The 14,138-nt window shown below is 54.8% G+C and carries 10 protein-coding genes; 4 read left to right on the top strand and 6 right to left on the bottom strand.

All coding sequences use genetic code 11. From position 1 onward, the window contains the following. Positions 1-215: 215 nt before the first annotated feature. Positions 216-3,944, bottom strand: coding sequence for a molybdopterin oxidoreductase family protein (locus HBUT_RS07210; RefSeq protein WP_011822522.1), 3,729 nt, complete (start codon positions 3,942-3,944; stop codon positions 216-218). Between the two features lie 159 nt (positions 3,945-4,103). Between HBUT_RS07210 and HBUT_RS07205 the strand changes: the two genes are divergently transcribed. Next, on the top strand, positions 4,104-5,069 hold the full coding sequence (locus HBUT_RS07205) for a hypothetical protein (protein WP_011822521.1): 966 nt from the start codon (positions 4,104-4,106) through the stop codon (positions 5,067-5,069). 5 nt (positions 5,070-5,074) lie between these two features. Here HBUT_RS07205 and HBUT_RS07200 read toward each other — a convergent pair whose 3' ends face one another. Then, positions 5,075-6,088, bottom strand: coding sequence for a hypothetical protein (locus HBUT_RS07200; protein WP_011822520.1), 1,014 nt, complete (start codon positions 6,086-6,088; stop codon positions 5,075-5,077). A gap of 192 nt (positions 6,089-6,280) precedes the next feature. Continuing rightward, the gene (locus HBUT_RS07195) at positions 6,281-6,970 is read right to left on the bottom strand and encodes a Reeler domain-containing protein (RefSeq protein ID WP_011822519.1); all 690 of its coding nucleotides are present in this window, start codon (positions 6,968-6,970) and stop codon (positions 6,281-6,283) included. 482 nt (positions 6,971-7,452) lie between these two features. Between HBUT_RS07195 and HBUT_RS07190 the strand changes: the two genes are divergently transcribed. Continuing rightward, positions 7,453-8,262, top strand: a complete 810-nt coding sequence (locus HBUT_RS07190; protein ID WP_011822518.1) for an SDR family oxidoreductase — start codon at positions 7,453-7,455, stop codon at positions 8,260-8,262. 301 nt (positions 8,263-8,563) lie between these two features. On the opposite strand, the gene HBUT_RS07185 is transcribed toward HBUT_RS07190, so the two are convergent. The 3 genes from HBUT_RS07185 to HBUT_RS09040 form a co-directional block, all read right to left on the bottom strand. Next, on the bottom strand, positions 8,564-9,499 hold the full coding sequence (locus HBUT_RS07185; RefSeq protein WP_011822517.1) for an AEC family transporter: 936 nt from the start codon (positions 9,497-9,499) through the stop codon (positions 8,564-8,566). 336 nt (positions 9,500-9,835) lie between these two features. Then, positions 9,836-10,537, bottom strand: a complete 702-nt coding sequence (locus tag HBUT_RS07180) for an RNA 2'-phosphotransferase (RefSeq protein ID WP_011822516.1) — start codon at positions 10,535-10,537, stop codon at positions 9,836-9,838. Between the two features lie 128 nt (positions 10,538-10,665). Beyond that, positions 10,666-11,241 carry a hydrogenase maturation protease gene (locus tag HBUT_RS09040; protein WP_011822515.1) on the bottom strand — a complete coding sequence of 192 codons (576 nt, stop codon included), beginning with the start codon at positions 11,239-11,241 and terminating at the stop codon, positions 10,666-10,668. Positions 11,242-11,764: 523 nt separating this feature from the next. Here HBUT_RS09040 and HBUT_RS07170 point away from each other — a divergent pair. Both HBUT_RS07170 and HBUT_RS07165 read left to right on the top strand, forming a co-directional pair. Continuing rightward, positions 11,765-13,285: a hydrogenase gene (locus HBUT_RS07170; RefSeq protein WP_011822514.1), complete on the top strand. Its 1,521-nt coding sequence runs from the start codon at positions 11,765-11,767 to the stop codon at positions 13,283-13,285. A gap of 14 nt (positions 13,286-13,299) precedes the next feature. Then, on the top strand, positions 13,300-14,124 hold the full coding sequence (locus tag HBUT_RS07165) for a hypothetical protein (protein ID WP_011822513.1): 825 nt from the start codon (positions 13,300-13,302) through the stop codon (positions 14,122-14,124). The last annotated feature ends 14 nt before the right edge of the window (positions 14,125-14,138 follow it).

Raw genomic sequence — 14,138 nt, 5'->3', positions numbered from 1 at the left:
GACCCATATCCCCGCAGCGGAGCCGACCCTGCCATGTAGAAGGCTAAAACGCTCGACTCCTTAGCAAGTACTCCGGCCGGAGACACGTAGTAGTGGTAAATCTGTTATGCAAGGCATGGTGGTCGGAGAGTGGTGGGGGTATGAAGCGAGGTAGGAGAAACAAGCCTACCTAGATGGTTAAAGGGCTAAAAACGCGCTCAGTGCAAGGAAAGACACTAGTAAACCTTGATGTTGTACTTAGGCTTGCCTGTCTGCTCGGTTTCACTCCTAGGTATCTCGTCTGGCGCTGCCTTCCTTATCCTGGCTGCGCAGGTCTTGTAGTCTGGCTGGAAGAAGTATGGCTGTACGTCGTAGTTGTCTAGTGTTAGCGCGTTAACTAGCTTGTTCTCGTCGAACCATGGCACGAATACGTAGTCCCTCCTTGGGCCGCCCAGTCCCGTCTTGGGGTTCAGCACCTTCGCCCTCACTGTTACTTTGCCGCGTGGGCTCTCTACTGTCACCCAGTCGCCATCCTTGATGCCGAGCTTCTCTGCAACCTCCTGATGTATCTCGACGTAGGCTTCTGGCTTGACCCTCTTCAGCTCTGGCACGCGGCCAGTCATTGTGCCCGTGTGCCAGTGCTCTATTACGCGGCCGGTTGTGACTACCATTGGGTAGTCCTTAGCATCCCTTACAGTTATCACTCTACCGTCGTCAAGCCTGTACTTTAGCGTGAAGCCAGGCGCTTCTGCTGGCGCTAGGGCTATCTGGAATATCGCCTCTATGTCGCCGAAGTTCGTCTTTAGCGCCTCGCCCCAGCTCTTGGACTCTAGCACCTTGAGGCCCTTCTCTGGGTCGCCGCTAGCTGGTACGGCTGTGTGCTTCTCTACTATCTTGAATGGGCCCTTGGGCTCGCTGAATACTGATATACTGCCGCCGAATACGGCGTCGGCATCTAGCTTCTCGAAGGTTATTGTTACCTCCTTGTTTATCTTAACCTCGCCAGTCTCGTGGTCTATCACTACTGGCAGCCACGGCCTAGCCCAGATGGTCATCCTGCCTGTCGGCTTCGCGTAGAAGACTACGTACCAGTTATCTGGCACCACCTTCTCGCGCTTGTAGTTCTTATCGTCTATCTCCTCGACTATCTGCTTGAGCACCCACTTCATCAGTACTGGGTTGCTTGCGAGCTTGCCGAGCCACTTAGCCTTGTGGACCGGGTGTATCTTGGTCTCATCTAGGCTGTCTATATACTTCTTTATCTCCTCAGCGCTGTTCATGTTCTTTATGTCGTTGTAGATCTTCTTGATGTCCTCTGGGTCGGGCATCAGTGGGTCGTATGGGTATGAGAACCTGCTAGCGGACTCGTACTTGTCGTAGCGTGCTTTGACGCTCGGGTTGCTGGCATACTGCTCCGGCCATGGCCAGCGGAATCCGGTTATCATCTTCCTGAAGGCTTCACGCTTCACGTAGCTGAAGTCGTAGTAGGTGTTCTTGGCTAGGCTTAGTATGTCGCGGTCCCATAGCCTGTTGAGGAACTCCTCGTGCCACTTCTTGTCGCGGCTCTTCTCAACTACGTACTGTACCCAGCTCTTGCCAGCAGCCTTCGCAGCCTTGTCGACATCCTCTGGGAAGAAGCCGCTCACTATGCCCTTTGGTACTAGGCCCTCGTCCTCCCAGGCCTTGCCCAGCATTGCGAATATCATGTGGTCGGCGACGGCCTCACCTGGTGGCGGTATTATGTAGCGGGCTATGCTGTAGCGGCGCTCGCTGCAGCCATACTTGAACTCCTTCTCGCCCCACGCCGCACTGGGGAGTATCAGGTCGGCTACGTCGGTGGTTCTTGTTGGGTAGATGTCGCTAACGACTATGAATGGGAATGCCGGGTCGTCGTCGTGCGGCTTAGCCATGCCAGCACGGAACTTGAAGACGTTTGGTAGGCTGTGGCCAGGGTTGGTCTCAGCTATCCATACTATCTTGATCTGGCCTGCAGCGACGCGGCGGAACATCTCTACCACGTGTGGACCTGGTACTGGGTGCACGTAGACCCTCTCTATCTCCTTCCTAATTGCATCCTCTGTGTAGCCACGCTCTCTGAGGTACTGCTCGGTTAGCCTCTTCCAGATGTCCTCTACTTGCTTCCTAGCAGACTCTACAGCTATGAGCCTGCCGTAGGGCAGCACGTGTGCTAGGCCGCCCTGGTCACGGATGCCGCCGCAGGCATTGGGCTGGCCGGTGAGGCTGAAGCTGCCAGCTCCGTACCTGCCTATCTGGCCGGTGAGTGCTAGAAGGTTGATTATGCTATTGACAGCGTGCACGCCCTGGATCTTCTGGTTGACGCCCATCGTCCAGAACACTAGCAGGCGACCCTTAGCCATCCACTTGGCTGCTAGCCTCATAGCCTCCACGGGGTCTATCTCTACGAATGGCTCGTTGCCGCTTAGGTCGACCTTGTCTGGGCTTAGCTCACCCTGCTCTATTAGCTTCTCTGCTGTCTCCCTATTGATTAGCGGCTTCTCATCGCCGAAGAGTATCTTGACCATTACCTCTGGCTTGTACATTTCCAGGAACTTGAGGTAGAGGGCGAAGCCCTTCCACCAGTCTCTCTCTACCTCCTCCTCGCTCTTGTACTCCTTGCCAACGCTCGGGTAGAGCTTATAGTTGGATGCATTGCTCGCTGTGGTACCCATGTCCCAGACCTTGTTTAGGTCACCCATGCTGTTGTACTTGGTGTTGTAGTCCTTGAGTGCCCAGGTCTTGGCAGTGTTGGTTGGTATTGCAAAGTCCGCGTGGCGCTTCAACCACTTTATGTCGACATACTCGCCCTTGCACTCCACCTTGCCCGTCTTGGCGTCAACCTTGCAGCCGTCTAGGTCGAAGACTATTATGTGGGCTAGCGTGTGGAGGAAGGCTACGTCCATGCTCCAGCGCAGTGGGAGCCATAGATCTGCTATGCTGCCGCTCCTAGTCTTACGTGGGTCTGCAAGGATAACCTTGACCTTGTCTGGGTTCTTCTGCTTGACCTGGGCTATGCGGCCGAAGACTATTGGGTGAGCTTCAGCAGTGTTGGTACCTATTAGGAGGAATGTGTCAGCATGTACGCCTAGGTCGGGCTCTGGAACGTCTATGTGGTCGTAGCTTACCTCCGGCTCGTCTGCACCATAGCTCGTTATGAAGCCGCCAACAGCGCTAACCATACACATTCTGGGGTTTCCGTCTAGGTTGTTGGTGTGTATGCCTGCCTTGGTTAGCTTGTTGATTACATAGCTCTCCTCGGTGCCTAACTGGCCGCTGCCATAGTAGGCAAAGCTGTGAGGGCCGTACTTCTGGAGAGCGTACTTCATGACTGCTGTGAAGAACTTGACTGCTGTATCCCAGTCTACCTCGACAAAGTTCTTCTTGATGTGCTCTACTGTTGGCACCTTGGCGTCTGGGTTCTTGCTTACCTGGCGGTTCTTAACCCTAGGCGCTTCTGGTATCTCCTCGGGGGTTACTGGCGGCCTGTTCTTGCCGGGTATGATCCAGTCCTTGTTTACTAGTGGCTTCTTGAGCCTCTGCTCGTAGGCCTGCATGTTGCCGCCGTAGCCTATGGCCTTGTGTATGTAGAAGGCCTTGGTACAGAGTGCGCCCCTGTTCACCGGGTACTCCTGTATACCCATCAAAGCTACAATGTCCTTGGCCATGCCAGTCTTGGGGTCCTTTACAATCTGGGCCTGGACGCCACAGCCAACGCCACAGAACCTGCAGGGGCCAACGGGTACCGCGGTTAGCTTGGGCTTCGCCTCCTCTGACGGCTTAGCCTCCGTTGGCGATGTTACAACGGTCTCGTTCTTCCTAGTTATGTTTTCGAGCGTCTCAACAACCTTCCTGCCAGTGAGGTGGTAGGCTGCTACGCCACCAACAGCTGCAAAGGCTGCACCGAGAGCTATTGCTTTTAGGATATCACGTCGTGTTTGATCCGGCAAGAAGACATAACCCTCCGCCATTGAGTTTTATATCTCACCTTCGGCCACTGCGAATTTTTTGTTATTAAACTATATTTTACCTACGCCTAAGGGTTTCGGGTTCCCACCCATATAGTGTAGCAAGACGATGGTACATTGTACACGGGGGTGTAGCCTGTAGTGCCAGCCACAGTCAAATACCACGGCCACTTGTTCGTTGTGGGCCCCGGCCTCGACGAAGTGCTTGAGCCTGGAAAGCGGCTGGTACTTCTGGACGAGTTTTACGCCGACCTGTACGGGGAATACTTCTTCCTAGGCTACGACGTGCTAGCCGAGACCATAAACCTTAGCCGTGGCGACACTATAGGCGCCTACACGGCCGCCGTTCTACTCGATGGCGATCCTGCAGTGGTGGTCTGTGGGCAAAACCCGTGGAACTGTGTTGTAGGACTTGCAGCGTACATGGTGCTATGGGGCAACACTGAGCCCTTGGATGCTGTGAAACAGGCGTGGAACACTCTTGCAAAGCTCTACCCTGGGCGGGAGGAGCTAGTGGTGCCACGGCAGGCTCTGGCGGCACTCCATGGGCTAAAGGCTGCGCTGGAAGCGGCTGGCAGCAGGGACCGGTTGGGCCCGCTTATAGCACTAGCATCCAACTACGAGTACGGCCGCGGAAGGCTACACTACGGAGAGTCAATCGCGTGGGCTGCCGGGCTTGGCGCTACCCCGCTCCAGGTGCTAACCGTACTGTTGCACTTCCTCGCAGAGGGGCCTGGAGGCCCGCCAGCCACTATTCTCCGGCAGAGACTCGAAGCTGTCGGCGAGGCTAACCTCCTATCACTCCTCGGCCCCGACGCCGAGGAGGCACTCGCCGCTCTTCGCGCGTACTGCCGGGGAGACATGGATGATAGTGCGGCAGCGCTACTAGCACTCATAGAGAGTCTCAGACCCGGAGAACCCGGTGTAAACCATGTCGGAAGAGAGGGGGACAAGCTACTCGTGTACTGCAGTAGTGGTGGGGAGGGAGAGCCTGTGCGGGAATGCGTAGAGGCTGTCGGGCAGGCGGATAAGCTGCTGAGCAAGACAGGCCTGGGGCTTAGTGGTGTAAAAGTGGTGCCGGGCGAGCCTGAGCCGCTCCGCCTCTAGTCCTGCTAGGCCTTTTCCGCTGTGTCAGAGGCCATGCCTGCTAGCATCACTAGAATCTCCCTCATGCTTTTCTTCGGCCTCGTATACCCAGTGTAAGCGTATATGCTCGCCTCTGATAGCCGAGGAGAGACACGGACTCCACGCTGCGAGAGCAGCTTCTCAGCTATTCCCGCTGCTGCCTCCAGCTGACATCCATTACAGATCCCAGGATCCCGGTGGACGTGGACACGGATGCCCAGCTTGTTGAGCGCTGCTAGCAGGCTTGGCTGGAGCCAGGAGATGCAGGGCACGTGGAAAGGTAGGAGCCGCGCTGGGCTAGCATCCACAGCATACTCGTCTAGCATACCAAGGCTACGCCGGCAGATGAACAGTATTCCGTCAAGCGCGTAGCGGTCAGCAAAGCTGTAAGCGTAAGCTAGGCTCGCTGCTCCAGTCCACGCAAGCTGCTCCACAGCCCCAGGACACATAGCTGCGCAGAGCATGCAGCCTCGACACCGCGCCTCGTCAAGCCCTTCGGGGGTCAACGCCGAGTACGGGCAGACCTCTGCATCACCGCAGCTTCCTCGGAGTCTTGGCAGCACAACATACTCTGGCGGGATCAGGAAGAAGCGGCGAAGCGCCTCCCGCCGGGTTACCGGCGGTGTTCTCCTCTTAGCCCGCTGCCGCTCCTGCAGTGTTGCCGCGATAAAGCCGGCATAGTAGTCTATGAGGTTATCGAGGCTCAGCCCTGACAACATAGTTTCAGGTATGCCCGTGGCCTCAACGAGGAAGGGGTTGCGGCCGAGCTCTCCCAGCTCCTTGACCAGAGCGTCAAAGCCCCGCAGCGACGTGGATACGAGGAGAACAGGCCTCTCCGGGCTCTCCCCCCATACATCATCTAGCAAGTCTACGGTAGCATGCAAGTCCCCTAGGCCTATCTCAACAGTTCTTGTACACTTAGCTGAGGAAATACCATTCATGCAAACTACCTCTACGCGAATCCCGGCACCACCAGCGACATCTTCTCCGGCCATAGGCACTACCGGCCACCATGCCTGTTTACTACTTAATCATAGAGTATATCTCGCGAGGTGCCCGGCTTCCGGCAGAAAACGGGGTTTGACAAGGTTTCCCGGGGCAGAATGGTCTGAAGATTTTGGAGGCGCTATATGTCGCTAAAAACATTGTATGGCCGGGTTTTGGATAGTCGCACTACTGTGGCTGGCCAGGCCTTATTTCCTGGCTAGTAGTAGGTAGCCGGCAACTACTACTACGAATATTACAACTGCTACAGCTATCGCTAGAGGCAGGTTGTGCTCTGTCTTCTCAACGGTTGTCACCGTCCTAGTGGTTGTAGTCGTAGTTGTTGTGGTTGTTGTGCTCGGCTCCTCCTCTTGTTTAGCAGGCTCCTCTTCAGCGGCCTTGGCGGGCTCTATCTTTATCACCTTATTACCGAAGGCATCGCCGTTGAAGGTGCCGTCACCGTTGGCAGCTATTACGGATATGTTGAAGGTTACCGGCACTGGGTTCTCTGGAGCCTTCCACTGGAATGTCCACTCGCGCAGCATTGAGCCGTCCTTGGTGTGGGTTAGTATCTCGCCGGAGATGAAGGTGTTCTTGCTGTCGCTGGCTATTAGCTCGCCAGCATCTACCACTACTGCAAAGCCGCCACAGGCTACGCCACTGCTACAGTCTGGGCCATTATTGATCTTGATCGTTATCGTGTAGGTCTTGCCCGGCTGGTAGTTCTGCGGCAGGCCAGTTATAGTGAAGTCCACCGGATTCTGCGCCGCACTCTGGTGGCACTGTAGACAGTTGAGCTGTGGCGCGCCGTTACTCATTGCCTCAGCGTGCCTGTAGGCGGCGATGCCGAACACTAGTATTAGAGCTACAAGGCCTAGTACTACCACAAGCTTTCTCAAGGCATGGCTCACCATTAGGGCGCCTTATCTAGACCTCTGTTCAGTCTTCCAGGTTCTAGCGGCCGGGAATGGATGAGCTGGTTAAATAGGTGGGCCAGAAACCTTCGGGTAGCAGCCTACCTACAGGTCTCGGGGATGACCACATGAAGGGTTCGACATACTTAGACATCAAAGTCTAAGGCAATACGCTCCGCATATCATAATAAAAAATATCATATAAAACACGTCGATGTTATTAATGTTATAGCATAAGCATGTATGACGAGTGTTACAGCATTGCAGCGGTAGGGCTTTGCAGCCTCCTAGCAACCCCAGACAGCTGTGATAGTCGCATTGCTATTACGACATTTGATGCCGTATATTGTGCTAATGGACCTCCTATACTTCATGCCTAGCTAAGCACATTATTGCTGCTCCGGAGTCTTGAGCTGCTGGAGCTGCCACGCCCAGACCAAGGGTGCAGTGAAGGGGTGGGCTCTAATTTGCCTGGCAGGGCAAGCTTCGATCTACGTGGCGTGAATGTTCTTGTTACTGCTTCAAGTCGTGGTATCGGGTTCTATGCCGCCAGGGGGCTTGCCAGGCTTGGCGCTAGCGTGGCTATATCGTCTAGGAGCCGGGAGGCATTGGAGAGGGCTGCCAAGGAGATAAAGGAGGAGACAGGAGTCGAGCCTATCGCTATCCAGGCTGACCTTACCAGAAGGGATGATCTTGTGAGGCTTGTAGAGGAGGCATGGGATGGCCTGGGGGGTCTTGACGCTCTAGTATTTAATGCCGGGAACGTCTCCTGCGAGCCCTGCCACCTCGAGGATGCAGGCTATAGCGACTGGCTTGAAGCAGCAAGGCTCCACCTTGTCGCGCCAGGGTTCCTTACAAGCCTCCTCCTGCCAAGGTTCCTCAGGCGGGGAAGCGGCGTCTTCGTATACCTTTCATCGGTCAGTGTGAAGGCGCCTATGACCCCGTTCGCTCTTGCGGATGTGTCGAGGGCGGGACTGGTACAGCTTGCAAAACTGGTTGCACGGAGCTACGGCGGCCGGGGCATAAGGGCCTACACCGTGCTGCTCGGAAGCTTCGACACGCCGGGAGCCAGGAGAAACGTAGCCAGGATAGGCGAGTCTATGGGTCTAAGCCCGGAGGAGGCGTGGAGAAAGCTCGTACTGGAGGCAACCCCCCTGGGCAGAGTCGCGCGACCCGAAGAGCTAGCGAACCTGCTAGCCTTCCTCTTGTCGCCAAGCGCCGAGTACATGAACGGTGCAACAATAGTAATGGATGGTGCGATGACACCCTGCACATAGTCGCGAACTAGCCACAAAGACTATATTGTATTTCAAACTCCATAATTAAGGCTAGTCGCGAGTTAAAAGGTAGCTAGGATTTGAGTATTTGCCGTGTGCTCGTGACTGGGCTTGGCTATGCAGATCTATTCTCGACACTATTCCATGCCGCTTTATGCTGCCGCTTTGGAGTATGAGTTCTCGTTCCAGTACTTCACGGTGTTCTCCTGGCACGGTATAGGCCGTGGATGCTCAGCTGCCCCCTAGAAGCCTACAAAGACGTAATTGAGTTCCATCCATATCGGCGTGTCCATTAACCATTCTATGGAGGTGAGATTGCTAACAGTCCTACCAGGGCGAGGGAGAGAAGCGTTATGAATGCTATTGAGGAGGCCACGACGCTCGTTTCTAACCTGTAGTACTCTGAGAATACGAGGTTCATGGTGGCTGGGGGCATAATCGATTCTATCAGGACGCACTTCAACAGCCAACTGCCGAGCCCCAATAGGGCAGCGAGTCCGAGGTGTACTATGGGGGAGATGAGGAGCCTCCAGAGGGCGGTAAAGACGACAGCTGAGTCTATCCTTGGAGGCCACGTTAATGCTATGCTAGCCCCTACAAGGTAGAAGCTCAACAAGGTAGCCTCTGACGCAACGCTCTTCAACACTGCTATCACTGAGCCGGCGCTCGCGTAAAGCTGCCAGCTCAGAGGTATCGTGGCGATACCCGCCAGAAGCCCGTAGAATGGTGGATAGGTGAGTAGTCCACGTAGGGGCTCCCACAGCCCCCTTGGTCCGCGTGATGGGCTGCACCTACTAGCAATGAATGGTACAGCAAACCCAGTCATAGTACTAAATGCTATGCCATAGGCTACTATTGGCTCAACTGTACCCCCAAGCAGCAGCACGACTGGTAGTGGCAGGAAGAAGGCGTTCTGGAATACCGAGGCTAGCGTCACAGCTGCCTTAACCCTACAGTTCCAACCGAGCCTTTTCCCGGCAAACGAGGTAAGCAATGTTACAGCAACCAGTGCTACTACTATGTAGGCGAAGCCGACTACCATGACATCTATAAGTTTGAGAAACCTAGGCAAGGCAATGCCGACAGTATACCAGGTAAGTATAGGCATAGAGAAGTAGAGTAGGAGTAGCGTTACAGCCCTATATACAGCACGGGCAAGACTCCCCCTACCAACAGCTAGGCCGACCACGGTAAGTGCTACTGCGATAATGACTCTAGCGATAACAGCAGCCTCCAAGCATAACCGCCGAGGGGCTAGCAACCACGTTGGGCACCGGAATAAGAAGGGTGATGGGAAAGACTAGGATGCGCATCAAAAACTCACTAATGCTAAATCCTGCCAGACTAATACCACCATATTAACGTTCTAATGGTCTTCCCATCCCCTTTGCAGCGGCTGCGATTACTGATGCATCAACAATTGCTCCCATAGCCCCGTCAGCCTCTCGATATCACTAAGGTTTTCTCCATCGGTGTTAGCCCTCTGAACGCCAGGAGGGTATCCGGGTTATCGCGGGTCCTGGGGCAGCCTACTGCCTGTTGGCAGTAAGTATGGAGAGGAAGGCGTAGCCGTCTAGGCATGCAGGTAGGTCTTCCTGGCCGATTGCGGGTTTCGCGCTATTTTCCCTGTAATGCAGTTTGGTGGCACACTAGGAGCCAGGTAGATAGTGTCGCTAGCTCGGTAGACTGGTATGCCGTGTTTCGCCAGGCATCGAGGATCTATGACAAGTACCACAACGTTAGGCCCGTGCCTCCGCCCTGTCTCCACGGCGGAGCTGTAGTCTGTTGTCATGTGAACCATCAGCCTCCTCATGGGCTTAAGCCCCTCACTCAGTATCGAAGCCAGGTTCTCTGCAACAGTGCCGTGGTACAGCTTGTCTGGCAACTCATCCATGCTGAGGGGGCGGTAGCCCAGCTCAACCCTCACAGTGTGGCCGTAGGCGGCTCTTATCCTGCCCCTCGCGAGGTCTAGCTGGAACCTCCCCTTCGGGTCAAGGAGAGCTACCGCTATGACGTGGTCCCGGGTAACCCACTGGTAGAGGTGGCGGTTCCTCCACCTCTCCCTTATCCCGCGGACAAGCTCGTCTATTCCAACCCACCCTTGGGGGTCGAGGCGTAGCCCAGCTTCGTGGGGGAGATGGCGCAGCAGGGTTGTCATGAGCTTGCTAAGCCTTAGCCTCTGCTCCCCCGTCATCAACGGCTCTGCGGGCCTGCCACAGTGTACTGGCTCCTCGGTGTAGGCGCTGCAGACCCTGCAGCGGTAGACGGGCTTCAAGCCATGCCCCTAGGTTTCACCGGCACGCTCAGACTCAACTATCTCTGCTGCTTCCCTCGCCAGCTCCAGCGTGGACTTGTAAGCCTCGGCCACGACGCGTGCTGTAACCTCGACTGCTATGTCTAGCTCTACCCTGGGCTGGCACCAGCTCCACCGTGACTAACGCTACACTCTCTGCTAACGATCCTCCAGAAGCACTCCATGTCCACCACTATCTCCTCGCCACAGAGCCTCGAGATCCTAGAGCTGAGCTCCCTAACGAGAACGGGGAGCGCCTGGAGTGCCTCGCCGGAAACCCTACCTCCCAGCTCGATATTGAATCCCGGCACGCCGAGTACGGTCACCCTACCGTTGAAGAGCCCTGAGGCTCTCGCTAAGACCGCGAGGCTTGCCGGGTTCAGCTCGTGAGAGCTTGTACTAACTATTGCTCCGGTAATCTCGGAGCTACTGAGCCTGTTGGGGTCAAGCTCCACCACTAAGAGCTTAGCAGCTGGAGGAAGCATACGCGGATCCACAATATCAATGATCACAACATGGTCCCTACCCTCGAAGAGCGCTACTAGGCCTGGCTCGAGAGCTTGAACAGCCTCAAACTCTACACATGATGGCCTAGAACTACACTCCTCGAGACCCCGAACAACACAGTAACCCAGCCCGTCGTCGGCAAAGAGGGGATTGCCGACACCCAGTACTAGCAGCCTCACACCACAGCACCCTGAACATCCTACTCTCAAGCCAGAGAGCCCGAAGACCTGCAGCTCAGCGCTTACTAGTGCAGTGAGAGGCCGGTGTTAAGCCAAACTTCGGATTCAGAGACCGAGAAGGGATCGAGGAGATTCAACGCCCCTGGCCGGGCTCTTTGGAGACCACCACCCAAGCCTAGAAGAGTCTAGTAGGACGCTTGTATACTTGGCGCCCTCTTCCCAGCCGTGCTAATACAACCTGTACGGTACTGCTGGAACGAGCTCTCCCGGGGTACACTTACAGCAAAGTTAGGTAATCCATGACTATCCAGATAGGCTCACTCCAGGGTCGTATACTCTTCGGCAACCGTCAACAAGTATCACCGTTGCCAATGATTTGCCCCCCTTCCAGACCCATCGTTTTTGCATTTTCAATATTGTTCTATAGTGTTATACTAATTGAGTGTTTACAGCGTTACCTTTATTTACTCTACACAAACTTAAAATAACTACTTGATCATGCTGAGACGGGGTGTGCTCAAGAGTGCTAGAACTAAGGCTGTCTAGGAGACAGTTTCTAAAGCTTGCTGGTACCACAGCGCTACTAGCATCTCTTGACTGGCGTAAGCTAATACGCAGAGCCTTTGCAGAACTGGAGACGGGAGGTATTAGCCTTGTATGGTTTGAAGCCCAGGACTGCGCTGGTGATACAACGTCCTTGATACAGGCTACCGAGCCAGACATTGTTGAGGTTCTAGCTGGTCTTACAAATCTAACACCACCGGGTGCTGTTGTACTACCATTCCATGAGACTGTTATGCCCGAATGGGGCTTCGGCTCTATAGCGCATCTTCTGTTAGCCCTGGGTGGCGTATACGATCCATACGTGCTCATTCTAGAAGGGGCCATGCCACCGGACGAGGATCTAACCGGCATTAAGGGCACAAACATGCTGTGCTACATTGGTGACTACGAGACTGTTATGGAGTCGCTTGAGAAGCTCCGCAGGGTAGTTGAGGGCAAGATGAAGCCCAACACACTGCTCCCAGTGGTTGACGCTGTCAAGGCCATATCGCCGGAGAGAGCCAAGATTATCGCTGAGAGGCTCGTGGAGAAGATTGACGAGGTTGAGAAGGCGACAGAAGAGTGCATGAAGGGGCTTAGTGGCGAGGATGTCGTCACTTGTGCAAGGTGGTTTGCCTGCCTTATGAAGCGCGCCATAGGAGTTGTTAGCTTTGGCAACTGTGCAAGCTACGGTGGCGTTGTCGGCAACACCGTAGCTTTCAGCTGGGCTCGCAGCGACCTGCTAGAGGATTACGAGTCAACAACAGGCTACAAACTGTATAGGGAATGGGCCAGGTATGGATGGAGCTTTAGTCCAACCGGCGGTGTAGGCTTCTTCCCCGACCCCGTTAGGGGCTACAAGGGCTTCGCAAAGATACTAGCTGAACAAGCGCCAGAGCCATTTAGAAGCTTTGCGAAGCCCTACGTGGACTTTATCGATGGCAAGTGTGTACCCGACAAGCCAAGCCCCGATGCAAGCTGCAAGCCCGCCGTAGCTGTACCAGGATGCCCCTCCAACGGCAATGCGCAACTGAAGACCCTGACAAACCTCATACTATGGGTTAAGGGAGAGCTACCTCTACCAGAGCTTGACCAGTACTGGAGGCCAAAGATCATCTTTGGAGGCTCTGTACACGAGCAATGCCCGAGAAATGAAAAGTACCGTGCAGGTATACTACGCAGCGAGCCAGGCGAGCCTAGCGGCGCATGCCTCTTCAGCGTCGGCTGCAAAGGCCCCATATCAAATTGTCCATACAACAAGATTGGCTGGGTTAATGGTGTCGGCGGTCCAACTAGGACCGGCGGTGTCTGCATAGGCTGCACGATGCCAGGCTTCATGGACGCCTATGAGCCGTACTACAAGCCGTTACCAGCCCCCGTGAAGCCTGAAGCCTCCGCTGCAACCGAGCTCGCAGCCGGCGCGGCTGTTGTTGGTGTACTCGCAGCTTATGGTATCCGTAAGCTCGCGGGAGGTGAGAAGGAGAAGGAGAAGGGCGCGTGAAGGGGGTGGGCTCCGTGGCGTTGGGCGACATTATCTACACGTTCGCTGTGTATAAGTTCTTCTGGATTGCCATAGCTGTATTTGCCTTTGGTGTAGCCTACCGTATAGCTAGAATGATATTCTATTGGCGGAGACCAGTCAAAGCCGATGCTAGGAAGAGGCCATTATCGAAGCTCATAATAGAATTTCCAAAAACTTTCATTGTACCAATAATATTTGCCGCGAAGAATAGAAAGGAGGAATTCCTCTTTGGACTGATGCTACTACACATAATAGGTGTCCTACCGATACTGTTCCTGCTATCGCAGCACGTCGCAGTATGGTCGTACTACCTGCCAATATACCGTGTTGTGGCGCAGCTAGGGCTTTGGATACCGGAGAGCTACTCTAGCAGTGCTCCATCGGTGTCAAGCCTACTACCGCCAGGGTTCGACGGGAGCGTGTTCCGTGAAAGCATCTGGGGCCCCTTAACGGTGATACTGAATGGTGATGTGCTAGCAGTACTAGCAATGATTGGAATTGTAGCCAAGATGATTTTAAGAATAGCTGATAGCATCAGGGGTGTGCGCGGCCTCAAACTAAGCGACATGTTCAACTACCTGCTGCTACTAGGCATACTGCTTACCGGCTTCCTTGCAGCAAGGTATGGTATTGGTAGCGCGGAAGTACCGACAGTCAATACTGCAACGTATAGGCTGTTGCTGGGCCTGCACGTGCTCCTGGCAGAGATCCTGCTGATGTGGATTCCATTCTCCAAGTACTGGCACTTTGTGTTTGGCTACTGGTATGGCGAGATCCACAAGTATTGGGATGTGAAGGTGCGTAAGGGTGTAGTGTAAGCTGCAGGGAGGTG

This window comes from Hyperthermus butylicus DSM 5456, from assembly GCF_000015145.1.
Taxonomy (GTDB): domain Archaea; phylum Thermoproteota; class Thermoprotei_A; order Sulfolobales; family Pyrodictiaceae; genus Hyperthermus; species Hyperthermus butylicus.
Note: the sequence above shows the minus strand (reverse complement) of the source record. Positions and strands in the feature narration are given on the sequence as shown.